23 protein-coding genes, 1 tRNA gene, 1 other RNA gene and 2 riboswitches are annotated in these 24,477 nt (G+C 50.8%); of the genes, 16 read left to right on the top strand and 9 right to left on the bottom strand.

From position 1 onward, the window contains the following. Positions 1-14 precede the first annotated feature (14 nt). The 3 genes from H6A12_RS04660 to H6A12_RS04650 all read left to right on the top strand — a co-directional run bounded on the left by H6A12_RS04660 (position 15) and on the right by H6A12_RS04650 (position 2,681). On the top strand, positions 15-1,046 hold the full coding sequence (locus H6A12_RS04660; protein WP_204445301.1) for a M42 family metallopeptidase: 1,032 nt from the start codon (positions 15-17) through the stop codon (positions 1,044-1,046). Then, positions 1,043-2,131 carry an FkbM family methyltransferase gene (locus tag H6A12_RS04655; RefSeq protein WP_204445299.1) on the top strand — a complete coding sequence of 363 codons (1,089 nt, stop codon included), beginning with the start codon at positions 1,043-1,045 and terminating at the stop codon, positions 2,129-2,131. The genes H6A12_RS04660 and H6A12_RS04655 overlap by 4 nt, the downstream gene beginning before the upstream one ends. Positions 2,132-2,198: 67 nt before the next feature. Further along, positions 2,199-2,681, top strand: coding sequence for a uroporphyrinogen decarboxylase family protein (locus H6A12_RS04650; protein WP_204445297.1), 483 nt, complete (start codon positions 2,199-2,201; stop codon positions 2,679-2,681). A gap of 50 nt (positions 2,682-2,731) precedes the next feature. Here the strand turns inward: H6A12_RS04650 and H6A12_RS04645 are convergent, their stop codons facing one another. The 3 genes from H6A12_RS04645 to H6A12_RS04635 form a co-directional block, all read right to left on the bottom strand. Continuing rightward, a complete protein-coding gene (locus H6A12_RS04645; protein ID WP_204445295.1) occupies positions 2,732-4,102 on the bottom strand; it encodes an alpha-L-fucosidase in 1,371 nt (456 codons plus the stop codon). A 26-nt stretch (positions 4,103-4,128) separates the two neighbouring features. Continuing rightward, on the bottom strand, positions 4,129-5,736 hold the full coding sequence (locus tag H6A12_RS04640) for a glycoside hydrolase family 36 protein (protein WP_204445293.1): 1,608 nt from the start codon (positions 5,734-5,736) through the stop codon (positions 4,129-4,131). A gap of 80 nt (positions 5,737-5,816) precedes the next feature. Further along, positions 5,817-7,625 (bottom strand): family 20 glycosylhydrolase, encoded by a 1,809-nt coding sequence (locus H6A12_RS04635; RefSeq protein ID WP_204445291.1) that lies wholly within the window; start codon positions 7,623-7,625, stop codon positions 5,817-5,819. A 171-nt stretch (positions 7,626-7,796) separates the two neighbouring features. On the opposite strand from H6A12_RS04635, the gene H6A12_RS04630 reads away from it, so the two are divergent. From H6A12_RS04630 to H6A12_RS04615, 4 genes are read left to right on the top strand one after another with little or no spacing between them, the layout of a single operon-like run. After that, entirely contained in the window at positions 7,797-8,210 is a 414-nt protein-coding gene (locus H6A12_RS04630; RefSeq protein WP_204445289.1) for a bis(5'-nucleosyl)-tetraphosphatase, read from the top strand. A gap of 27 nt (positions 8,211-8,237) precedes the next feature. Next, a complete protein-coding gene (locus tag H6A12_RS04625) occupies positions 8,238-9,176 on the top strand; it encodes an alpha/beta fold hydrolase (RefSeq protein ID WP_204445287.1) in 939 nt (312 codons plus the stop codon). A gap of 21 nt (positions 9,177-9,197) precedes the next feature. Beyond that, complete coding sequence (locus H6A12_RS04620) at positions 9,198-10,058, top strand: metallophosphoesterase (RefSeq protein ID WP_204445285.1); 861 nt, start codon at positions 9,198-9,200, stop codon at positions 10,056-10,058. Positions 10,059-10,074: 16 nt separating this feature from the next. Further along, positions 10,075-10,407, top strand: a complete 333-nt coding sequence (locus tag H6A12_RS04615) for a DUF3784 domain-containing protein (protein WP_204445282.1) — start codon at positions 10,075-10,077, stop codon at positions 10,405-10,407. Between the two features lie 52 nt (positions 10,408-10,459). Here the strand turns inward: H6A12_RS04615 and H6A12_RS04610 are convergent, their stop codons facing one another. Continuing rightward, a complete protein-coding gene (locus tag H6A12_RS04610; protein WP_204445280.1) occupies positions 10,460-11,911 on the bottom strand; it encodes an aminoacyl-histidine dipeptidase in 1,452 nt (483 codons plus the stop codon). Positions 11,912-11,914: 3 nt separating this feature from the next. Further along, positions 11,915-12,718: an HAD hydrolase family protein gene (locus H6A12_RS04605; protein WP_204445278.1), complete on the bottom strand. Its 804-nt coding sequence runs from the start codon at positions 12,716-12,718 to the stop codon at positions 11,915-11,917. Positions 12,719-13,003: 285 nt separating this feature from the next. Between H6A12_RS04605 and malQ the strand changes: the two genes are divergently transcribed. Further along, the gene (gene malQ, locus H6A12_RS04600; protein WP_204445275.1) at positions 13,004-14,476 is read left to right on the top strand and encodes a 4-alpha-glucanotransferase; all 1,473 of its coding nucleotides are present in this window, start codon (positions 13,004-13,006) and stop codon (positions 14,474-14,476) included. A gap of 6 nt (positions 14,477-14,482) precedes the next feature. Then, positions 14,483-16,864: a glycogen/starch/alpha-glucan phosphorylase gene (locus H6A12_RS04595; protein ID WP_204445273.1), complete on the top strand. Its 2,382-nt coding sequence runs from the start codon at positions 14,483-14,485 to the stop codon at positions 16,862-16,864. A gap of 390 nt (positions 16,865-17,254) precedes the next feature. Here the strand turns inward: H6A12_RS04595 and H6A12_RS04590 are convergent. Further along, a tRNA-Gln gene (locus H6A12_RS04590) sits at positions 17,255-17,330 on the bottom strand. 150 nt (positions 17,331-17,480) lie between these two features. After that, positions 17,481-17,580: riboswitch (THF riboswitch) on the top strand. A 90-nt stretch (positions 17,581-17,670) separates the two neighbouring features. Between H6A12_RS04590 and H6A12_RS04585 the strand changes: the two genes are divergently transcribed. The 5 genes from H6A12_RS04585 to H6A12_RS04565 all read left to right on the top strand — a co-directional run bounded on the left by H6A12_RS04585 (position 17,671) and on the right by H6A12_RS04565 (position 21,576). Beyond that, complete coding sequence (locus tag H6A12_RS04585) at positions 17,671-18,567, top strand: folate family ECF transporter S component (protein WP_204445271.1); 897 nt, start codon at positions 17,671-17,673, stop codon at positions 18,565-18,567. 56 nt (positions 18,568-18,623) lie between these two features. After that, positions 18,624-19,493, top strand: a complete 870-nt coding sequence (locus tag H6A12_RS04580; RefSeq protein ID WP_204445269.1) for a patatin-like phospholipase family protein — start codon at positions 18,624-18,626, stop codon at positions 19,491-19,493. Between the two features lie 140 nt (positions 19,494-19,633). After that, positions 19,634-20,128, top strand: a complete 495-nt coding sequence (locus tag H6A12_RS04575) for a helix-turn-helix domain-containing protein (RefSeq protein WP_204445267.1) — start codon at positions 19,634-19,636, stop codon at positions 20,126-20,128. Further along, the gene (locus H6A12_RS04570; protein ID WP_204445265.1) at positions 20,125-20,367 is read left to right on the top strand and encodes a hypothetical protein; all 243 of its coding nucleotides are present in this window, start codon (positions 20,125-20,127) and stop codon (positions 20,365-20,367) included. The genes H6A12_RS04575 and H6A12_RS04570 overlap by 4 nt, the downstream gene beginning before the upstream one ends. Before the next feature lie 111 nt (positions 20,368-20,478). Next, on the top strand, positions 20,479-21,576 hold the full coding sequence (locus H6A12_RS04565; protein ID WP_204445263.1) for a hypothetical protein: 1,098 nt from the start codon (positions 20,479-20,481) through the stop codon (positions 21,574-21,576). Positions 21,577-21,623: 47 nt separating this feature from the next. Here the strand turns inward: H6A12_RS04565 and rnpB are convergent. From rnpB to H6A12_RS04550, 3 genes are all read right to left on the bottom strand, one after another. Beyond that, positions 21,624-21,959, bottom strand: an RNA gene (gene rnpB, locus H6A12_RS04560) — RNase P RNA component class A. 45 nt (positions 21,960-22,004) lie between these two features. Then, the gene (locus H6A12_RS04555; protein WP_204445261.1) at positions 22,005-22,655 is read right to left on the bottom strand and encodes an energy-coupled thiamine transporter ThiT; all 651 of its coding nucleotides are present in this window, start codon (positions 22,653-22,655) and stop codon (positions 22,005-22,007) included. Between the two features lie 116 nt (positions 22,656-22,771). Continuing rightward, positions 22,772-22,880: riboswitch (TPP riboswitch) on the bottom strand. Positions 22,881-22,907: 27 nt separating this feature from the next. Next, positions 22,908-23,423, bottom strand: coding sequence for a hypothetical protein (locus tag H6A12_RS04550; RefSeq protein WP_204445259.1), 516 nt, complete (start codon positions 23,421-23,423; stop codon positions 22,908-22,910). A gap of 167 nt (positions 23,424-23,590) precedes the next feature. Here H6A12_RS04550 and H6A12_RS04545 point away from each other — a divergent pair, with 167 nt between their 5' ends. Together H6A12_RS04545 and rnhA are read left to right on the top strand one after the other, a co-directional pair. Continuing rightward, on the top strand, positions 23,591-23,806 hold the full coding sequence (locus H6A12_RS04545; protein ID WP_204445257.1) for a hypothetical protein: 216 nt from the start codon (positions 23,591-23,593) through the stop codon (positions 23,804-23,806). A gap of 68 nt (positions 23,807-23,874) precedes the next feature. Beyond that, positions 23,875-24,315, top strand: a complete 441-nt coding sequence (gene rnhA / locus H6A12_RS04540; protein ID WP_204445254.1) for a ribonuclease HI — start codon at positions 23,875-23,877, stop codon at positions 24,313-24,315. Positions 24,316-24,477: the final 162 nt, after the last annotated feature.

Below are 24,477 nucleotides of genomic sequence, written 5' to 3'. Positions count from 1 at the left end.
AAAGGACGACCACTATGACAGACGAAATTTTGACCCGATTAAAAGAACTCATCGCCATCGACAGCCCGACCGGATTTACAAAAGCTGCCGCTGACTATGTCTTTTCTGCACTCAAAGAAATGGGGCTCTCCCCTGTTTACACAAACAAGGGCGGCGTGTTCTGCACGCTCACACCCGGCGAATCGCCGCTTTTGATCTCCGCACACCTTGACACCTTGGGCGGCATTGTATCGGAAATCAAATCGAACGGCCGCTTAAAAATCGCACCGCTCGGCGGCCTCGGTCTTCCAAACGTCGAGGCAGAAAACTGCCGCATCTATACATATGACGGCAACGTCTACACCGGTACTTTTCAGTTTGTAAACCCGTCGATTCATGTAAACCACGATTACCGTACAACCGAACGCACTTACGACAACATGGAAGTGATACTCGACGAAATCACCGCTTCCAAAGAGGAAACGGCGGCACTCGGCATCGAAAACGGATGTTTTGTCTGCTTTGAACCGCGTTTGACCATCACCGAAAGCGGCTATATCAAATCGCGCTTTCTCGATGATAAACTGAGTGCTGCAATCGTGCTCGCATTTGCAAAACAGGTCACATCCGGCGAAATTACCCCGTCGCGCAGCATTACGCTTCATTTCAGCGTGTTTGAAGAAGTCGGTCACGGCGGCTCTGCATCGGTTCCGGCGGACACATTCGAAACGCTGTGCATCGATATGGGATGTGTGGGCGACGGACTTTCCTGCACCGAACGGGAAGTATCAATCTGCGTCAAAGATGCACGCGGCCCGTATCACTATGAAATGACCCGTGCGCTCGTTTCGCTTGCAAAAGAATTAAACCTTCGCTATGCAACAGACGTCTATCCGTTCTACAGCTCCGACGCAGACATGGCGCTCACTGCCGGCCACGATATCCGTCACGCACTGATTGGCCCGGGTGTCTATGCAAGCCACGGCTATGAGCGCAGCCACATCGACGGCGCGGTTAACACACTCGCACTCATTGGCGCCTATGCGAAACGGCCGGTGAACGCATGATCCTCGATTTATTAAATCATCCGACCGATCTTTGGACAACGCTTAAAGAAACGGACGAACCGATTTTCCTTTACGGTATGGGAGACGGCGCCGAAAAAGTGCTCGACGCGCTTGCCCGCATCGGGAAAACACCCGAAGGCGTTTATGCAAGCGACGAATTTGTCCGCGGACACAGCTTCAAAGGCTATCCGGTGCGCCGGTTTTCCGACGTATGCGCGTCGTATCCGTCGTTTACCGCACTCCTTTGCTTCGCGGTCGACTACGAACCGATGCTCTCCTACCTTACGAACATGAGCGAAGAACACAATCTCTTTGCACCCGATGTACCGGTCATCCGCACAGACGACACGCTGTTTGACACTGCATTTGTGGAAGAACACGAAGCGCAGTTTGACGCAGTGTACAACCGTCTTGCGGACGAGCAGTCAAAGGCTGTCTACCGTGATATCATCGCCGCAAAGCTCACCGGACAGATTGACCTGATGCGCCGGTGCGAATCGAGCCGCGAAGAGGCGCTCGCGCTCCTGCATCTTCACGGCGATGAAACGTATGTGGATTTGGGCGCGTACAACGGCGACACGGTCGAGGAGTTCATCCGCACCGTAAACGGAAACTATCGTGCGATTTATGCATTTGAGCCGGACAAGAAAAACTTTCAAAAGCTGTGCGCGCGTGTGGAACAAAACGGATTTCAAAATGTGCATCCGTTCTGTATCGGTGCATGGAACGAAGCGGACACGCTGTTTTTCAAAGGCGGCAAAGGCGGCAGAAACTCAATGCTATCAAAAACAGGCACAAAACAGGTGTCGGTCGATGCGGTCGATCATGTGTTAAACGGCGCGCCGGTCACGCTGTTAAAGCTCGATGTCGAAGGTGCGGAAACACGCGCGCTCGAAGGTGCAGCCCACACGATCAGCACGCACCGTCCCCGTATCATTGCGGCGGCATATCACAAAAACGGCGATCTCTTTGAAATCCCGGAAGCGGTGCTTTCGATCTGCGACAGCTATGACGTCTATCTGCGGCATCATCCGTATCTGCCCGCATGGGAAACAAATTTTTACTTTGTTCCGAAAATGTCTTGACAACGAAAAAAGCATGGTATCCTATAGTGGAAATCCATGCTTTTTGCTTTTAAAGGAGTGACTTTTCATGACCCAACGTGAAAATATACTGCGCACCATCCGGTTTGAACGTCCCGATCATATCCCGATGATATTCGCAGTCAACCCTGCATGCTATGAGCACTATAAGCCGAGCTACCAGCGGATGATGAAGCTTGCACGCGACAAGGGAAAAATCGTGCATATGCATTCGGACGGCGACATTCGCCTGCTGATTGACGAACTCATCGACGGCGGTGTGGATATCATCAACCTGCAGGATTTAGTCAACGGCGTCGACTGGATTGCAGAGCGCTTTAAAGGCCGCGTGTGCATCGATTTGGACATCGACCGCCAATCGGTCACACCATACGGCACACCTGAAGACATCGACCGTTTAATCCGCACGGAAGTGGAAACGCTTTCGTCAAAGGACGGCGGACTCATGATGATTTACGGACTGTATCCGGGCGTGCCAATCGAGAACGTCAAAGCGCTGATGGACGCAATGGAGCGTTATATGGGACTTTAAACTTTAATAAGCAAAAAGCGGAAGAGAAATTCTCTTCCGCTTTTTATTTCTCAGTATACGCTCACGCTGCGCAGATGGACATCCGAACGGGATGAAGTGATCCGCAGACGAAGCGATGAAACCGGCTTTGTACCATCGCCGATGAGCGGGTTTTGCTTGGAAAACGGATCGGCAAGCACGCAGATTTTCTTGTGACCGATGCACGTTCCTTCATAGAGCGGATATGCCGAATCAATCGAATCCGCTGTGAGCAAAAACGACTCGACACGCTGACCGAAATGCAGATCCTCTTCAATCACGACATAACGAATGCCGGTCTGCGGGGTGTCGAATGTAATCTCATAAATCGGCTGGGTGCGCGGCGTGTCTTCCGCCTTTTTGACCGAGCATGGAATCGGCTTGCCAAACTCCCGCGCAATCAGTTCGCCGAATTCGCGCAGACGAATAACATCCCGCTCGTCAATCAGACCGTCACGGGTCGGCGGTACGTTTAAATGGAAGCACGCGTTTGCACCGACGGAGGTCAGATAGGTATGAAACAGCCGCTCGAGCGAATGTGGTTCTTCCTCTTTGTGCCAGAACCATCCCGGACGGATTGACATATTGATTTCCGACGGCACGAATGACAGTCCTTTGCTATAGAGAATATTGTTCATGGTTCCAAGCGACTGCGTGGTATTGTATAAATACGAGAGATCCGCTTCGTCTGCAAGCGGGCCTTTGCCCGTCTGCACTTCGGCATAACGGCAAAATTCATGCGGTACCACTGCCCATTCGCTTACCCGCGCAATGCCGGCTTCATTGCCGCACCAGCGCACATCGGGGCCAAAGTCGTTGAAAATAACGGCGTTCGGCTGGTATTTGCGGATGAGTGCAAAATAGCGGTTAAAGTCGTATTCCTGCTTTTTGCCGTTTTCGCCCTCGCCGCACGCATTATCGAACCAGACATAGAAAATATCGCCGTATTCCGTTAAAAGCTCCGTGAGCTGATTGCAGAAATAGTCATTATATGCCGGTGTGCCGTAGCTTGACTCCGTGCGATCCCACGGCGACAGATAAAAACCGAATTTGATGCCGCCTTTTCGGCATGCCTCGGCTGCCTCGCGCACAACATCGCGTGGATGCGGACTGTTTTTGACGCTGTGCTCTGTGTATTTTGAAGGCCACAGGCAAAATCCGTCGTGATGCTTTGCGGTGAGCACCATGCCCTTGCAGCCGGCGCGTTTGATTGCTTCCACCCACTGATCGCAGTCAAGCTTCTGCGGGTCAAACAGCGATTCGTCCTCGCCGCCCATTCCCCATTCGCGATCGGTAAACGTATTCACGCCGAAATGGATAAACGCGTAAAGCTCCATGTCAAACCAGTCAAGCTGACGTTTCGACGGCACAACATTCGCCGCTTCTTCTAAAAATGAAATCACAAAAATCCCTCTCTTTGCGCGGTGATTTACTCTACATGATAACCGAAATTCTCTTTTCCGTCATCAGTGTACCAGTCAAATGTGACCTCTTCTCTGTTGATGCGCCAATGTGCAGGTGTGACCGTGTCAAACCAGTCAAGCGGCTCGCAGGTATCTGTCTGCACACTGTTTTGACAGAGCGCCTCAGCAGTCACACGGTATTCTTCCTCACTGAGTGTTCCCGGTTTCACCGACACAAACAGCGGTGTGCCGCTCTTTGCAACGAGATTAAGCCACTGACGGTTTTTCGCAAAATCAACTTTTGCAGTAAGGCCTGCACAGTCCGCGTCAATATCAAAGAACGCGCGGTGCTGCGGCAGACGGAACGCCAGGGTATTGACACCCATCTGGCGCGTGCGCTCCCAGTAAAGGCCGCTTGTATCATCGCCGATACGCTGTGCGTGCATGAGTCCTGCACCTAAATGGCCGATGCAGTTGCAGCCTAAAATATATGCGCCGCTTGCTCCCTCGAGCACGGCTTTATAAAATCCCACTACAATTTCCGCCGATGTTTTGCTGCGGTCTGCAAAGGTAAAGTCGTCCTCGGTCACGCGGTAGTCCATCTCTTTGCCCCAGCGGCCGAACAGATCGAACGTCGAAAAGTCATGTTTGATGAGGGTGAATCCCCAGCCGGCAATGCGGGCAAACGTTTCTTTGATATAATCAAGCACTTCCGGTACGGACGGGTCTAACACCTCATGCCGGTGCGCAAGCCGCCAGTGTGCAGGCAGTGATTCATCCGTTGTATTGAGCGGGCGAAGCCAGATGCCTGCACGGCATCCCTGTGCTTTGATATCGTCTGCCAGCGCTTTCATATGGGGGAATTTTTCATTGCCCTTGTGCCATGGACCGCCGTTGCAGGTGGTCACATCGTGTGCAAACTGCCATCCGTCATCCACCACCATATACGGGCGGACGCCCTCTGCGTTTTCACACAGTGCGCTGATATATGCGGCATCGTTTACGATCTCCTCGTGAGAACTCATGCCGTATGCGTAATACCAGTTGTTTCCGCCGTAGATCGGTTCGTTCGGCAGAATCGGGTCGGTGCACATGATCCGGCAGAACTGTTTTGCCGCTTCGAATGCGGAGCAGTCTGCATACACCTCGCTCACAATTTCGCACACCTTGAGCGTTCTGCCGCCAAGCAGTACGCCGTGGCTTCCGTTTCGTACGTCGGCAATGAACGTCACACCATAGCTGTCCGTCTGTACGCTCACAAACGCATTCGGACGCACGCAAACGCCGTAGCCGGCAGTCTGTCCCTCATGGTGCGAAAGACAATACCACGGCATGATGCGGGAAGCGTTCATTCCCTGCCACGAAAGATCGCCGTAGCTTCTCTCCCATGCGTCACCCAAAAAGCGTGTTCCGGTGGGAAACGGCACGCAGAAGCGCAGGCGCACAAACGACACCGGTGTTTTTTGTGCAGTCAAGTACACCGCACAGCCGTGCGCTGTTTTTTCAAACGATACGGTGATATCATCGAGCTTCACCGCGCCGTTTTCCGGTACCTGCGGTTTGATGTTTGAAAATGCAAGTCTCTCCGGTTCGATCATGACAAAATCGGGGGTGTTTTTTAATACAGAAAGCATATGCCCACCTCAAAACAATAAAATGACAAGCGGAGTATAGCACAACAAATAACGGTATGCAAGCATAAAACAGCGGCGTCTCAATGATTTTTTTCATAGAACCGGCGCAGTGTCACATTGCGCGCAAACATCTGAAGCTCATCGCACAGATCGTCATACCGGCACGCGCACAGTTCCCACTCGGACGCACGGTTTGTCTTGTGCCAGAGGGTGCGGTGCAGTTCTTTTAATGCACGCAGTTCGCCGCAGAGAAGGAGTGCACGTTTTGCATAGATGCTTCCCTCTTCGATCGACTGCGGACGCTTCCACGGCAGAAGCGAAATTTTGTCCGCGGTGAATTTTGCACCGGCGAGCGAGAACAGCAGTGCATCAAATGTATCTTTGTTCCGCGCAGGTGTGAGTGAATAAAAATCCGCCTCCGCTTTGCGCATTGCCGCGCACAGAATGTCGATATTTTCTTTGTCTTTGAATCCGACCGGGTCAAACGGACTGCGCCAGATTTCCTGCTTGAATTCATGCTCGTCTGCACGGCGCACAATCCGGTCGTGATGATACACAGGCTCTAACAGTGCTGACTGCAATTCGTCAAAGCCATAAAGGCTCTTGTGCATCACATTGTAGATTGTTTCGTAATCATAGTTAGACGTCGGGTTCCAGCAGAAGTTCGCACCGATCAAAACACCCGGAACAGTCAGTTCCCGCAGGGTGTCACCGCCGTCTGCCCACGAGGACATAATCATGCCGTCACTGCGGCCGCCGTCTGCTTTTAACAGCCCTTTTGTATTGTCGAAGCACTGGCGGATGTCGCAGGAGAACCGCTTCCATGTCCAGGTGCCCGGAGAAAGCACCATGCGGATGTTCTGATTGTGAAGCGCATCGACAAACGGATACGCTTCTCTTGCCGCATAGTCCCAGAATACAAACTCGGTGTCGTCCGGCAGTTCTCTTGCACGCGTCACCGGAACGGCATAGTTGCCCCACGGCGGCGCAAAGAAATCGGCATACATCATCATCGTACAGCCAAGCTTTGCAAGCTCCTCGTGGATAAAGCGGTAATGCTCAATGAACAGTCTGCCGCCCTCTTCTTCGCCGAACACTTCGGTGAGTCCGACCGGCTCGTCGCCGCCGCAGTGAATCACACCGACGCCGAAGCAGTCGACGATTTCTTTGAGCATTTTGCAGATCACGTCGCGCACCTGCGGATTTGTCGGGTCCATACAGGAGATAAGCATGCCGTCTTTTCTGCGCAGTGCAAGCGGCTGAAGTTCTTTTACATAAACAAGCTTGTCAAAATGGCCGAGCAGGTTGACAATCGGGCGCACGTCGATCATCCATTCGCGCGCATAGGCGATGATTGCCTTCCATTCGTCTGCACTCATCGGGTCGGAATAACGTCCCCATGCTCTCACGGATTCAAATTTGAACACATCTTCCATATAGGGCATGTATGTATTGTATTTATACCGTGCAAGCCGGCGGATGATTGCACAGAAGTGTGCAAATGAAGAAATCTGTCCGCGGGAGATATCATCGGACAGCGCACGCAGTAAGAGCGTTGGCTCGTCATACACGTCAAATTCATTGAGTTCGCCGTCATTTGCCAAGTCAAGTTCCGAGAGCGTAAACAGACCATACATGAGTCCTTTTTTCGAGGAAGCCATGATGTCAATCCGGTCACTTCTTGCACAAATGCGGTATGCCTCCATCGGCATCGACTGCACAACATAGCGGATTGGTTTTGTACCGTCTAAGCGCCCGTTTTCCACAAAGATCTCGTTCGCATGTGGAAAATTGTCCAAAACGCTGTCGCTTAACGTATAATTGATCAGGCAAAGCGGTGTGGGATATGTTGTAATCTGCTTTAATTCGGGAATGATTGCTGTTTTCATCGAAAAAACCCCGTCCTTTCTGTGCTCTTTGTCCTGTTTCTTTCATTATACCGACCCTGTGTTTTGAATGCAAGCAAAAACAGGTTTTAAAAGATTTTCAACACATTTTGCCGTTCATATGATATAATAAAAAATAACATTTACTTTTTTAGATAGAGGAGGGTCTCGTTCATGCAGCACGAGAAATCCTGCGGTGCAATCGTTTACCGCAAATTTCACGGCAACATTGAATTGCTGCTGATTAAAAATCAAAACGGCGGCCACTGGTCGTTTCCGAAAGGCCATGTGGAAGAAGGTGAAACCGAAGAACAGACGGCTGTGCGCGAAATCATGGAAGAAACCGGCATCGAGGTCATGCTCGACACCTCGTTTCGCCGCGTGATTACGTATGCGCCGAAAAAAGAAACGACAAAAGACGTCATTTACTTTCTTGCAAAAGCCGTCACCTATGACTACACCCCGCAGGAAGAGGAAATCGCGCAGATCAAATGGGTCGAAATCAATCATGCGGCCAGCATTTTAAGCTATGACAACGACCGCCAGCTTGTGGTGCAGGCAAAAGACCGCATCAAAGCAAGCTATTGATTTTCACACCTTCGGAGGCATTTTTCTATGAACATCATCCGTGAAACGGATTCTTTTTTATCCGCCGACCACAAAACCCGCGTGGCAAGCTATTTATACCTGCCGGATGAATGCGAGGTATCGGCTGTTTTGCAGATTTCGCACGGCATGTGCGAATATTTTGAGCGGTACCGGCCGCTCGCCGAATTTTTCTGCGCGCACGGTGTTGCGGTCTGCGGCCACGACCATTTGGGTCACGGCAAGCGTGCCCGTGCAGACGGCTCGCTCGGCTGGTTCCACGAAACGGACGGCGCGCGCATTCTGCCTGAGGATGTGCACCGGCTCACCCAGATTATGAAAAAACGGTTCCCTGATAAACCGTATTTTCTGCTTGGTCACAGTATGGGCTCGTTTATTGCACGCAGTGTGCTTGCGCGGTACGGCAATGATTATGACGGCGCCATTTTAATGGGTACCAGCGGCAAAAACCCGCTCGTGCCGTTCGGCATTCTGGCGGCAAATGTGATCAGCGCATTCCACGGGCCGAAATACAAGAGCAATTTCTTAAAAAATCAGAGTTTTTCAGGCTTTAACAAGCGTTTTCCCGATGATCCTTCGGAAAACGCATGGATTTCCGCCGATCACACGCACACCAAAAAATACGACAACGATCCGCTTTGCACATTTACATTCACCGTAACGGCATACCGCGATCTTTACCGTCTGCTTAAAAGCTGTTCGACAAAAGCATGGGCGCAAAGCGTGCCGAACAATCTGCCGGTTTTGCTTGTAAGCGGTGCGGATGATCCGGTCGGCAAGTACGGCAAAGGCGTGCTCCAGGTATATGAATGGCTAAAAGAAGCGGGCTTGCAGACGGTGTCGTATAAGCTCTATGACGGCGCGCGCCACGAAATTTTAAACGATTTCTGCCGCGACGAGGTGTTAAACGACATTTACGCATTTATCGGACGGTATATCCCTGTTTAAATCCTGCAAGGAGGGCTCCTCATGGGATGGATTTTTTTGATTGCGGCCGTTTTCCTCTTGCTCGCTATTCTGTTTTTGTGGTGGCAGGACAACAGTCTCACAGTCTGGCGGAAAACGCTTTCGTTTTCTGCACTGCCTGCCGCATTTTCAGGCGAACGGATTGTGCATCTCTCCGATTTGCACAACAAATCGTTCGGCATTGACCAGTGGCGGCTGATTGACGCGGTTTCCGCGTGCAAACCCAGTCGCATCGTCATCACCGGCGATCTGATTGACAAGCGGCGCACGACGACCGCGACGTTTTCGCCGGCGCTTAACCTCATCAAAGCGCTCTGTGCGATTGCACCGGTCTATTATTGCCCCGGAAACCACGAGGCGGAGTCGGGGCTTTATCCCTCGCTTCTGCCGCTTCTTTTAAAACGCGGCGTCACTGTCTTAAACGACAGCAGTGCGACAATCGAAAAAGGCGGCGCACAAATTGCGATTTGCGGCATCATGGATGTACGCGTTTCGCCCGACCGGTTCGGTGACGGGCAGGGCACGGAAATTCACGCCCATATTATGCAGTCCGTTGTCGAAATGGCGCACACGCCGTTTTGCATTCTGCTCTCCCATCGCCCGCATCTTATAAAGATGTATGCGCAGTCGGGTGCGTCGCTCGTCTTTTGCGGCCATGCACACGGCGGGCAGGTACGGCTTCCGCTCATCGGCGGGCTGTTTGCGCCCGACCAGGGCGTTTTCCCGCGCTATACTGCCGGGGTCTATCCGGCGGGCAGTGCGACAGTCGTCATAAGCCGCGGCCTTGGCAACAGCAGATTCCCGCTTCGTGTCTTTAACCGGCCGCAGATTGTCTGCGTGACACTCAAAACGGACGGAAGATAAAAGGAGCTGTTTTGCAATGGAACCCACTCATTTGTTTGTCGGCATCATCTTCGGCGCGGCCATTCTTCTGATGCTCGTGCTGTCGTTTTATTTATTAAGCGGGCGAGGCGCGAATTTGATCGCCGGTTATAACACGCTGCCCGAAACCGAAAAGGCAAAATATGATAAGCCACGTCTTTGCCGGTCGGTGGGTGTTTTAATGCTCCAGATTACCGCCGCATTCTGCGTTCTGGCAGTCGGCATTCTCATAGACCTTGTGTGGCTCATCGTCAGCGGTGCGGTGCTGTTTGCCGCAGTCATCATTGTAGGACTTGTGCGTTTAAACACCGACCCGCGGATTAAAAAATAAACCTGAAAAAAAGGCGTTCCGAACGGAACGCCTTTTTATTTGCATCAATTTCTTATTTCATCTTTTTAAGCACGCCGCACACGAGATCATAGACCGGACGAACCGTTGTCATGTCAAGCGACTCCTGCGGGGTATGTGCGCCGCTTTCGTCTACGCCGACAGCGATTGCATCAAGTCCCGGCAGTTTCTCGGTAAACAGTCCGCATTCAAGACCTGCGTGAATTGCCTCACAGCAGAGTTCTTCACCGGTCTGCTCCTTCCATACTTCGCAGAACAGCCGGCGCAGCGGCGAATCCGGATTATACGCCCAGCCCGGATACTCCTCGCCGATTTCCGTCGAAAATCCGAATGTGTCTGCCAGGAAACAAAGCGTTTTTCTTGTTTCCTCCTGCAAAGAAGCGACCGAGCTGCGCGGTGCGAACACCAGCACGACTTTGCCGTCTTCCTCATAGATCACACCCAGATTGAGCGAACGAACGACAAAGCCGCCTGCCTGCTCGTTTCGGTCACAAACGCCGTTCGGCGCCAGATACAGAAGCGACACGAGTGCATCGGACGCATTCTTTTCCATGACACGCTCTGCGGTGCACGGCTCAACTTTTACAAAGAAGCCCGGATCACTCTCGGCAAGCTCTGCCTTAATATCCTGCTCGATTGCGCGGATGATCTCCTCTGCGCGCGAAAGGTCTTCCTGCGATGTAAATGCAGCGACCGCATCGCATTCACGCGGAATTGCATTGTCCTTGCTGCCGCCTGCGATCGACGAAACGGTGAGTTCCGGGAATGCTTCACGCAAGGAGAAGAGCATCCGGCCCATCAGCTTGTTGGCGTTGCCGCGGCCGAGATGAATCTGCACGCCCGAGTGACCGCCCTGCAAACCGCGCACTGCAATATGGAGCGCCGGCTGATTCGCAGAAACATAGTTTGCATCACGGCGCATCCGTACACGCATACCGCCGGCACAGCTGACGGTTGCATGACCGAGTCCGCCGGAATCGAGGTTGATTAACAGCCGTGCGTCAATTTTCGAGCCGTCCAGTTCTTTTGCACCGGTCAGTCCCGTTTCCTCCTGCACAGTGAACACGCAGGTGAGCTTCGGATGGCAGAGTGTTTTATCTTCAAGAATCGTCATCATGAGTGCGACCGCAACGCCGTTGTCTGCGCCGAGTGTCGTGCCGTCCGCACGCAGGATGTCGCCCTCCTGCACCAGTTTGATGCCCTCTTTCAGAAAGTCGTGGACGGTATCCACGTTTTTCTCGCACACCATGTCGGTGTGACCCTGGAGCATGACGGCAGGTGCGTTCTCATAGCCTGCAGACGCCGGCTTCTCGATCACAACATTGAACACCGCGTCACGATACGCACAAAGTCCGTTTTTCTCTGCAAAATCGACCAAAAAGGCACTGATCGCCTCCTCGTTTCCCGAACCGCGCGGAATGGCGCTGATTTCTTCAAAATGGTGAAAAAACGCTACCGGTTCATAGCCTTTGATTTGATAGTCCATTGTTTATTCTCCTTTCAGCTGATCCTCAGAAATAAGTCCGAAATGATGGAGTGCCGCCGCAACACCGCATTCCGTCACCGGCAGTGTGACATAGTCCGCCATCTCCTTGACCGGCTCGAGCGCATTGCCCATCGCCACGGCAATCTGTGCATACGAAAGCATCTGTGTATCGTTTAAGCTGTCGCCCATTGCAATGCTCCGCTCATGCGGCACATTCGTATAAGAAAGCGCCTGCGCCATGCCTTTTGCCTTGTCGCAGCCGAGCAGAATCGCTTCGCAGTAATTTGGATGCGCGATCACGTCAAACCGTTCATTGAGCTTCGACAAAATCTCGCCGGGCAGCTCGTCTTTTCGCACTAAGAACGTGATTTTTGACCAGCTGTCTTTTTTGAGTACCGGCAGAATGTCCGATTCTGCGGCAATTTCGTCAAACACCGCGTCGCCGACCCGTTCATCCGGCAAAATCGCCGCGTTTTGACGTTCGCCCTCAAATACAGTCGGAATCTTTTTTGAAAGCAGCATTCCGCAAAGGCTCGATGCTTCTTCAATCGGAATTTCCTTTTTATAAATCACGGCGCCGTCAATCAAAATCCATGCACCGCCGCCGGCAATGATGCCGTCAATCGGCATTGCAGAAAGCAGTTCTTTTGGAATATTCCCCGGTCCGCGTCCCGTATTCAAAAAGATGAGATGTCCGTTTTCACGCGCGGCTTTGATCGCATCCCGGTCTTTTTTTGCCGGAATTTTGCTTCCCCAAAGCAGTGTGCCGTCGATATCCAAAAACACCTCATATCGGTTTTTGTTCATGTGTGGTTCTTCCTTTCAAACTGTCCAATCCACCGTGTGAAACGGCGGATGCTGTTCGTTTTCAGTATAGCACACCTGTTTTTTGATTGCAACGCACGCAAAAAACATTCTGATTCTTGCTTTTTTCCGATGAAAGCGGCTCTTACACGTCACTTTACAAGGGTTTTGCCTTGTAAATACCCATAAAAACTGTTATAATATTTTTGTTGTGTGCCAATGATTGGATGGTTCACAGCATGTTTTTTGTATCTTATCATGATTATAAAATAAAAGGAGAGGTTACTTATGCGCGAAAGCGGCATTTTGATGCACTTGTCCAGCCTGCCGTCCCCGTATGGCATCGGCACCATGGGCAAAGAAGCATATCGCTTCGCCGATTTTCTTGCACGCGCAAAACAGAAAGTATGGCAAATGCTCCCTGTTTCCCCGACCAGCTACGGTGATTCGCCGTATCAGTCGTTCTCTACGTTTGCAGGAAACCCGTATTTTATTGATCTGGACACACTCTGCAAAGAGGGTCTGCTCAAAAAAAGCGAGATCACTTCACGTTCCTGGGGAGAAGACGAAACACGTGTAGACTACGCTGTGTTGTATGAAAACCGGTATCCGCTTTTGAAAAAGGCGGCAAAACGCTTTTTCGAAAACCCGGACGAGGAATACGAAGCATTCGTCTGCAAGGAGACCAAATGGCTCGAGGACTATGTCCTGTTCATGGCGCTCAAAGAGGAAAACGGCGGCAAACCGTGGTATGAATGGCCGGACGACGTGCGCTACCGCAACTATGACGCCCTGCAGGCAACGTATGCACGGCTGTATGACGAGATTTTGTTCTGGCGCTTTGTCCAGTACGAGTTTTATAAACAGTGGACAGCGCTCAAAACGTATGTAAACGAAAAAGGCATCGAAATCCTCGGCGACCTGCCGATCTATGTTGCACATGACAGCGCAGACGTCTGGGCAAACTCGATTCTGTTCATGGTGGATGAAACCCGCACCCCGGTTGAGGTCGCAGGCTGTCCGCCCGACTATTTCTCTGCAACCGGACAGCTTTGGGGCAACCCGGTTTACAGCTGGGAAGCACATCGTCAGACCGGCTTTGACTGGTGGATTCGCCGCATCGACCACGCAACCCGCGTGTTTGACCGTGTGCGCATCGACCATTTCCGCGGATTCGAAAGCTACTGGGCAATTCCGGCAGGCGATGAAGACGCAACCGGCGGCGAGTGGAAAAAAGGTCCGGGCATGGAGCTGTTTAACCGCGTCAAAGAGGTATTGGGCGAACGCAAAATCATTGCCGAAGACTTAGGCATCATCACCGACGAAGTCCGCGAACTCTTAAAAGAATCGGGCTTCCCGGGCATGAAAGTGATGGAATTTGCATTCACGCCGAATGTGGAAAGCGACTATATGCCGCATAATCACGTGCAAAACGCCGTATGCTATACGGGTACGCACGACAACGAGCCGCTTTGTGCATGGCTTAAATCCCGCACCCGCAGCGAGCTTAACTACATGAAAAAATATCTGCGCATCACCGAAAACGAAGATTGTGCCGATGCGGTACTCGCCGCTGTTTGGGCGAGTCCGGCAAACACTGCCATTGCACAGATGCAGGACTTTTTGGGACTGGGTGCTGAATCGCGCATGAACACCCCGTCTACCGCAAGCGGCAACTGGTGCTGGCGTGTGAAAAAAGACCAGCTCACCCCCGCAGTATCAAATAAAATCAAAGCACTCACCAAGCTTTACTGGAGGTAATTTACGATGACTTACGAAAAAGAAGAATTTCTTTCGGATCTTACCCGTACACTCGCCCTTGACTATGACGTCACACCGGAGGAAGCGGATATTTATCAGATCCATTATGCGGTTGCAAAACTGATTTTGGGAAAACTTTCTCATGACATTCATAAAAGCCGCGACGCGCACAACGAGAACCGCCGTGCATGCTATTTTTCGGCTGAATTTTTGGTTGGACGCGCTGTTTACAACAACCTGCTGTGCTTAGGTTTAACCGACACCGTGGACGAAGTGTTGAAAACCTTCGGCAGATCGATTGCCGATTTTGAAGAAATCGAAGACGCAGCGCTCGGAAACGGTGGTTTGGGCCGTTTGGCAGCATGCTTTTTGGACAGTGCCGCAACACTGAATCTGCCGCTTGACGGCTACGGCATCCGTTATAAATACGGTCTGTTCAAACAAAAATTCGAAAACGGATTCCAGACAGAAATTGCAGACGACTGGAACATCCACGGCGGTGCATGGAGCCGCCGCTGCGAAAAAGACACCGTTCGCGTCGAATTTGCAGATCAGGTGGTCAACGCTGTCCCGTATGATATGCCGATCGTTGGCTATCACACGAAAAACGTCGGCAATCTGCGTCTTTGGCAGGCAGAAAGTCTGACTCCGTTTGACTTTAACCTCTTCAATGCGCAGCAGTATGACAATGCTGTCCGCGACAAAAACCGCGCAGAAGACATTTCCCGCGTACTTTATCCGAACGATGATACCTGGGAAGGCAAAGTCCTCCGCTTAAAACAGCAGTACTTCTTCTGCTGTGCTTCGATCACCGATCTGTTAAAAGATTACAAAAAATATCACGGTGATGATTTTTCGCAGTTCGGCAAATATATCACCATCCAGTTAAACGATACCCATCCGGTTATCGCAATTCCGGAGCTTGTCCGTCAGCTCACCAGATGTCATGGTCTTGACTTCGAACAGGCACTCGGTATCTGCCATCAGGTATTCAACTACACAAACCACACCATCATGGCAGAGGCACTCGAAAAATGGCCGTGCGATCTGATGCGCGCAGTTGTTCCGCAGATTCTCGACATCATCATGCAGATCAATGGTCTTTTGTCTGAAGAGATGCGCTACATGAAGCTGACCGGTGAGGAAATCGGCCGCTTGCAGATCATCAACGACAACATGGTGCACATGGCTCGTCTGGCAATCTATGTTTCGTCCTATACAAACGGCGTTGCCCGCATCCACACCGAAATCCTCAAACGCGATGCGCTCAAAGAATGGTACCTTGTTTATCCGGAACGCTTCCAGAACAAAACAAACGGTGTCACTCAGCGCAGATGGTTTGCACTGTGCAATCCGGAACTATTCTCGTTTGTGTGCGAAACACTCGGTCATGACCGCGTCACCACGCTTTTGAAAGAGATTAAAGCAATGGAGCCGTATGCAGATGACGACGCTGCTCTCACCCGCTTTATGGAAATCAAACGCGCAAACAAAGAGCGTCTTTGCGCATTCATCGAAACAAAAGAAGGCGTTTCGCTCAATCCGGACTCGATGTTCGACATTCAGGTCAAACGTCTGCACGAATATAAACGTCAGCTTTTAAATGCATTCTCGATCCTTTACCTGTACTACGGCATCAAAGAAGGTTCGATTACCGATTTTTACCCGACAACCTTCATCTTCGGCGCAAAATCGGCACCGGGCTACCGCCGTGCAAAAGGCATCATCAAATTCATCAATGAGATTGCAAATCTCGTCAACAACGATCCGCAGACAAAAGATCTGTTGAAAGTTGTGTTTGTCACAAACTACAACGTTTCGTATGCGGAGAAGCTCGTTGCAGCAGCAGACGTTTCGGTTCAGATTTCCACTGCAGGCACAGAGGCTTCCGGTACCGGCAACATGAAATTCATGATCAACGGTGCAGTCACTTTGGGTACACTCGACGGTGCAAACGTTGAGATCGTCGAGGAAGCAGGCGCAGAAAACAACTACATCTTCGGCGCAAAAGTTGAAGAACTGTCTTCGATCATGCAGACCTACAACCCGAAAGGCATCTATGACTGCGACGAGAAGATTCGCCGTGTCGTTGATACGCTTGTAAACGGTACTTTGAACGACGGCGGCAGCGGTTTGTTCCGCGAGATTTATAATTCCCTGCTCTATGGTGCAGGCTGGACCCGTCCGGATAACTACTATGTACTGGGCGACCTGAACAGCTTTATCGAAGCACGTCTGCGCTTAAACCGCGATTACCAGGATCGCAAAGCGTTTGCAAAGAAATGCTTCATCAACATGGCAAACTCGGGCAAATTCTCGTCCGACCGTACAATTCGTCACTATTCGACCGACATTTGGAAGATCGAACCGGTCAAAACCGACTGGTAATAAAAAACGAAAAAAAGCACCCTCATACGAGGGTGCTTTTTTGTTGTTACAATTATTTTTGATTACGGTCTTTTCGGAGAGTTCTTCCGCGGCGAATCATTTTCTCCTCCTGCTTCACTGTCAGCGCGAAATCAATGCGGACTTAGTCCGGCCGCGGGCGAATCATTTTCTCCTCCCGCTTCACCACCGACGCGAAGTCAGTGCGGACTTAGTCCGCCGAACGCGAATTGCGTCCAGACCCAGTCTGGCTGGGGTAGATGGATTCGCTTTTGCTGCGGCAAAAGACCGGTCGCGGGGAAAACAGTCCACTGGACTGTTTTCTAACACCGCTCCTATCGAATCCATCTACAGAAAAAAACAAGCAATCTACAACTGTAGATTGCTTGTTTTTGGCTGGGGTAGATGGATTCGAACCACCGGAATGGCAGATTCAGAATCTGCTGCCTTACCGCTTGGCGATACCCCAATTTGTTCTGTTGTTTTGCAACGAATATTATTATACCACACTTTTTAAAAAAATCAAGAGGAAAATTCATCTTTTTTAAAATTTTTTTCGCGCCCTTTTTCTTTGATTTGACAAAGCACAAAAAGTGTGCTATCGTTAATGCGTACAAATCACAGAGTAGAGCGCTGTGCGTCAAGTGCCGCCTGAACGGGGAGTTGTCAGACGGACGAAAAGCCATCGGCTTGCGGTACAGTGCTCGCATCCCACTGTTGCATAACAAAAATGGAAGGTTCCCTTCTCTTTCTGTGTGACACAATGGTGGTACGTTTGTTGGCTTCGCACATAAAGAGGAGGATTTTTTATGCGAAAAAACAAAGACACATCCATCTACACACTGCCCGTCTCCATCGGCTATTGGAAAGCCGCTGCCGCAGAATTTCGCTGTCTGCGTTCGCTCATGATTGCCGCAGTCTTCACCGCACTGTCCGCCGCACTCGGCATGCTGCGCGTTCCCGTCGGCGAAAACCTGTACATCTTCTTAACCTTCTTCGTCAAGATGACGGGCGCTGCCATTTACGGCCCGCTCGTTGGCCTTGCCGCCGGATTTGCAGGTGACATCGTCGGCTATCTGATGTATCCGCAGGGCGCATATTTCTTTGGATACACACTTTCGAGCATGGCAGGCATATTCATTTACTGCTTGTTTTTATACCGCACAAAAATCAGCGCGGTACGCATTTTTGCCGCAAAGCTCACCGTAAACATTCTTGTCAACATCCTGCTCGGTTCCTTCTGGAGCGCGATGCTCTTTTCAAAAGGATATCTCTATTATCTTTTCAAAAGCATTGTCAAAAACATCGCGCTTTGGCCGCTTGAATCGCTGCTGTTTGTGCTGTTCATCGGCGTCTGCCTGCCGGTTTTGGTGCGCCGCGGCTACCTTTACGGCAATCCGGACGGAAAGCTCTTTTCCGGACGATATCCGTTCCGTCCCGATTCTGCCGCATTTCATATGAAATGGGTATCAAAAGTGCTCTCGGCAGCAGCGGCGGTATTTTTCATTTGGACGGCAGCTTTGCGCATGGTGGATGCACCGACGCTGACCGCCGGACTCCGTGCAAGTGTCGTGTGGCTCATTGCCGCCGCAGCTTCTCCGTTTGTCGGAAACTTTTTGTACGGCTTCGGTGTGATGGCAGAGGATCTCCATACAATCCGCAAATCACTCGAACAGACAGACAACTCGACAAAGTCTGATGCTTGATTCCATGATTTTCGCGTGCTATAATGGGGAAAAATGGATTTTGGGAGATGACTCCAGTGCGCAAAAATGGCATTGTATTAGAGGGCGGCGGCATGCGCGGCGGGTATACTGCCGGTGTGCTTGACGCATTCATTGAAAACGGCATCACATTCGACTACTGCATCGGTGTATCGGCCGGTGCATGCAATGCGCTTTCGTTTATCGGCAGACAAAAAGGCCGCTATATCCGTGCCAACACCGAATATTTAAATGATCCGCGCTATATGGGTGTACGCAGCTTTTTAAAAACCGGCTATTTTTTAGGCAACCGTTTCATTTTTGACGATCTGACCGATACGCTCGTTCCGCTCGACTTTGACGCCTTTCAAACAGGAATCAAAACATGCCCGTTTGTCTGCGTTACAACCGACTGCGAAACGGGATTTGCCCGCTATGACGAAATCACCGATTTGCAGGCACAGCGTGCGCTTGTCGAAGCATCGAGTTCATTGCCGCTCGTTTCCCCAACGATTCCCTATGACGGACACTTTTTGATGGACGGCGGTATTGCCGACTCAATCCCGCTCAAAAAAGCCCAGGCGGACGGCTGCACAAAATGCGTTGTCATTTTAACGCAGGACGCTTCCTATCGCAAAAAGAAAAACAAGCTGATGCTGCCGATTCGGTTAAAATACGGAAAACGCTTCCCGAACATGGTCAAAGCGCTCGAGCGGCGGTATCTTTCGTACAACGAAACGCTTGACTATGTCGAATCGGAAAAGGAAGCCGGGCGCGCATTTGTGATTCAGCCGGGTGCACCTGTGACTGTCGGCCGCATGGAACGTAACCGCGACAATATCATGGCGCTGTATCAGACCGGCTATTTAGACGGCCTTGCGAATATCGCGAAGGTAAAAGCGTTTTTATCATCGGAAGAATCGGCGTAAAAACGGCTTTTTTCGAAAGAACAACTGCTGGTTTCAAAAAAATCAACCAACAAGCGAGCGATCCCACTGCGGGTCGCTTTTCTTTTTGCAGTACACTGCCTATAATAAAAGGCAGACCAAGCACAGAAAGGACTGTTTTTATGCAGCATTCAATCGGACAAAAAATCAACGAACTGCGCAAACGATACAAAATGACACAGGACGAGCTGGCACAGCAGATGGGCGTTTCGCCTCAGGCGGTCAGCAAATGGGAAACGGATGCAAGCATTCCCGATTTGCCGACACTGATTGCGCTGGCGGACTTTTTCCACGTTTCCCTCGACGAGTTGGTGCGCGAAAAAAACGAAACCGTATCGTTGTTGCCGGATGATGCGCGTAAGCCGCTTGAGCAGATGCTTCTGCGCATTCGCGTGCTCTCAAGCGATGGCGACCGGGTCAACATCAATCTGCCGCTTGGGTTTGTACGGATTGCATCGAAGCTCAATTTTGAAAATTTCAAATTTAATGGCAGTGACGCACTGAAAGCAATCGATATTGACGCAATCATTTCGCTGATTGAAAGCGGCGTTGTCGGAAAACTCATGGAAGTTGAAAGCGGTGACGGTGACACCGTCGAAATTTTTGTGGAATCATGAGAATTAAAATCAAAACAGACGACGTTTCGCTGCCGTTTCTGCCGATTCCGAATCACTTGATCGGAAACCGGCTCACGCTGCGGATTCTTGCGAAGATTTTTCCGGATATTCTCCCCGCTTCCAAAGAAGATCAGCGGGAGATCCTCAGGATGTATAGAAAGCTGCGCCGATCATTTGGCGGCATGACGCTTGTGGAGATACACACTGCGCAGGGCGAAACGGTGAAAATCACTTTCTGAACAAACGGCTGGTATCCAAACAGGATACCAGCCGTTTGCTGAGCTTTGATACAAAAAACGGAACGTCTTTTTTTGTTTTCACATAGAATACGCCGCAAGGAGTGTGAGAACATGAAAGCAAAAACCGTTGATTTTTTCTTGTGTGCAACAATGGCAAACGACTTTTTCTCGCTGTGCGCGCCGTTTGACGAACCAAAACCCGGTGTGCGGCGGTATCTTATCAAAGGCAGTGCCGGAAACGGAAAATCAACCGCAATGAAACAGGCGGCTGAAGCTTGTGAACCCTTTGACTCGCTGATCGAACGGATTCACTGCTCGTCCGATCCGGATTCGCTCGACGGCGTAATTTTTAAAGACGCCAAATGCAGTATTGTGGATGCAACACCGCCGCACGAAGTTGAGCCGTCCTTCCCCGGAAGTTTTCAAACAACCGTCAATTTCTTTGATGCGTTAAATGAAGAAATTTTAGCACCCAAACTGCCGGCACTCAAAACACTTTCCGAGGAAATCTCTCTGTGCCACCAAAAAGCCAGACGAATGATGGCAGGTGCGGATGCGCTGCTTTCGGATAATCGGCAGTTTATCGCCTCTATTTTAAAACCGCAGAAAATTGATGCACTCGCCGACCGCTTAGCGCTGCGTGAGCTTCCCCCCAAAAAGGGCGGCGGCACCGGTGAAGTTCACTTGCGGCTGTTAAGTGCAGTGACCATGAACGGCGTCCTGACATACACCGACACAGTCAAAACGATGTGCAGCCGGGTCATTTGTATTGACGATCCGTTCGGTGCGGCGGCAGACCGGCTGTTGCGGCGGCTTTTATTCCATGTCAAACAGCGCGGACTTGAGGTGTATGTCTGCTTCGATCCGACCGCACCCGATAAGCTTGTCTCCCACCTGCTCATTCCGTCATTGTCGCTTGGATTCGTGACACAGTCCGCCGACGTGCGGTTTGATCCGTCGATGTGCACCCGCATGATCCGATACACGCGGTTCCTTGACCGCAGTGCGCTGCGCAAACGGCGCCAGACACTTACATTCCAAAAGAAAGCCGCCAATGTGCTGATTCATGCAGCATCGGCGCATCTGCGACAGGCGAAAGCCATTCACGACACGCTCGAAGCCGAATATCACGAAGGCGTCGATTTCGCCGTCGTCAAGCAGAAAACGGAAGCGCTCTGTGAAGCAGTCAAAGCACGTTATTCCCGATAAAATCACAAAAAAGGCAGACGCCAATGCGTCTGCCTTCTGCTTTTAAAGAAAAGAGCAAATCTATAAGCCGAGTTCTGTTGAATATGACAATCTATCTTGGCGCCAGGTCGCCCTGAAACGCTCATCGCCACCCGTCGGGACCGTCGGACCAACGAATCCATCCCAGTCGGTGTTGCATCGGATAGGGTTTACATGGCCGCATGCTCTCGCATACGCCGGTGAGCTCTTACCTCGCCTTTCCATCCTTACCGCAAAAGCGGCGGTTTCTTTCTGTTGCACTAGCCCTAGAGTCGCCTCCGGCTGCCGTTAGCAGCTATCCTGTCCTGTGATGCTCGGACTTTCCTCACGAAAGGTTCCTTCCGCGCTGCCATACAATTTGCTCCGTTTACTATTATAAAGCAAAGTATTTGTTTCGTCAAGCGGCACTCTTATGCTGCTTTTTTCGAAAACATCGGTACACGGCCGACGATCACTGCAGCGATTGCAGTCAGAATGATCTCCGGCACCATGTAGGTTGCGTTATAGACAAGCGAGTAGAACCATGCGAGCGACGCACCCGAGAAGTTATCGAGCACCCATGCGCCGAACGATGCGATGGACTCCTGGGTGAAGAACCACTCTGCATAAGAGCCGAAGAACAGTGCTCCCGAGATGGTGTGGCACAAAAAGCGCAGTGCCAGTGCAATCACAGCGCCTACGCACATTGCAACGCTTGCCGAAGAAAAGCGGTTGCGGACAACGCCTGCAAAGCCCAAAACGGTAAACGCCAGGATATAGTCAAACAGGCAGACGAGAATTGCCATCCAGAACACCATCTGGCTGTCGCCCGGCATGAAGAATGCCGCAACGGTTTTAAAGCCGGTGAGCATTTGAATCAGTGCAAAAATGAAGCCGGAAAACAGTCCCCATTTGGTTCCGTAACGATATGCAATCATCACGATCGGCAGCATGGAAACGATCGTAATGCTGCCGCCGAACGGAAGCTGGAACGGAATATAGCCGGAAATGATGGTCAATACGGTTGCAACCGCCAACAGCATTGCGGTTTCAACCAAACGTTTTGTGTTTGTGTGTGTCATGCAAAACACCCTCCCAAAATAATCGTTCGGATAATTTCTCGAAGCCGCAAAAAAAGCGGTATCAAAATACTTGATACCGCCGAAAAGCCGAAGAATCAATCGAGCATACTCAAATCACACCCGACGCCTGATCTCCCTCCGATGGCATTATCCATATCAGGTCAAAGGGACACGCAGCATTGCGATCTCAGCCGTGCAAACAACACAGCGCCCCTGATCAGTTTTTTATTATAGAGAAAAAGCGTTCTGCTGTCAATTTGTTTTTTCGACCGCTTTTTCCTCAATGCGGAAATACTCACCCTGTTTTACGAGTTTATGGGGTGTATGCTGATCGAGCACTTCCGAAAGTGTGGAAATCAATAATTTCTGACGTTTTGGCATCATCCGGATGGTGTGCATCTGATTGTTTTTTAAATTGATCAGACAATCGGCACGATCCATCACAAAGCTTGCGATCTCCTGATACGAAAAACTCTGCACACATTTACCGGTATATAAAAACCAGACAAGCAGCGCGCCGCAGACACCGCCTGCGATTGAAAGTACAGTGAGCACCCAAAAGTTTCCGATAAAAATACCCACCGACATCATTGCCATCACGCCAACCCATGCGCACAAAATAAACAGCCAGGTCGGTTTTGTGTGCAGTTCCATTGCCGTATCAGTAAACAGTACACTGCAAAATTTGCCGTAAAGGGAAATCCCGTTTACCCGTGCATATATTGTAGAGGATGCGTCTTGTTTTTTCGGTTGTTTATTCTTTGCCATAAACACTTTGCACTCCTTATCATTAAAACAAAATCATACGTCTTTTTCATATCAGGACGACACGCCGGAATGATATTTCCCTTATGGTTCGGCTGTCCCTGCAGTTATTATATCATATCTGTGCATGATGTCAACGAAACAAAAATCCAAACGAACGAGGTGCTGTCATGGACAATATCAAAAAGCTGGAGCAAACCTGTCCGTGCACGCCTGAGGAACTCTTTTTGACTGCATCTTCCCTCTCGGCACTGTTTGCTTCCTCGCTGTCGAAAGAACAGCTGCAAACCGTTTTAAATCTGCTCACCCTCGTTTCCGCAAATCTCTCCGCCATCATCGAACAGCAGGAAATCTGCGCAGGCACCTTCGTGGAAACCCAGGAGTAGCCGCGTTGCAATCGGGCGCATTCTGTGTTATGATAACACGATGAACACAAAAACAGGAGCGATCTTTCATGAACGATCTCGTAACCATTTACACCGACGGCGCATGCAGCGGCAATCCCGGTCCCGGCGGCTGGGGCGTCATTCTCTCATATAAAGGCCACAAAAAAGAACTCTCCGGCGGCGAACGCCAGACAACGAACAACCGCATGGAATTAACGGCGGTGATTGAAGGCCTTTCGGCGCTCACCCGTCCGTGCCGTGTAAACGTTGTGACCGATTCAAAATACGTGGTCGATGCAATCACACTCGGCTGGGCGAGAAAATGGCGCGCACAGGGCTGGATGCGAAACAAAAAGGAAAAAGCGTTAAACCCCGATCTGTGGGAAACGCTGTTAGACCTGCTTGACCGCCATGAAGTCACCTTCACCTGGGTCAAGGGACATGCCGGTCATCCCGAAAACGAACGCTGCGACGAGCTTGCCGTTTCATTTTATCAAAATCTTCGCTGAAATCCGATTTTTCATAAAAAATCAGCGGCTCGTACTGTTGATTTTTCTACTAAATCGGTATATAATAAACTTGTTCCATATTATTGCGTGAAACAATGCGCGAAAAACCACAATCTGCAAAGGAGCGGCTGCACTTTGCAAAATCGGTTGATTTCTGCGCAT

Source organism: Merdimmobilis hominis (genome assembly GCF_016901855.1).
Taxonomy (GTDB): domain Bacteria; phylum Bacillota; class Clostridia; order Oscillospirales; family Ruminococcaceae; genus Paludihabitans.
This window is presented reverse-complemented; position numbering and strand designations above follow the sequence as displayed.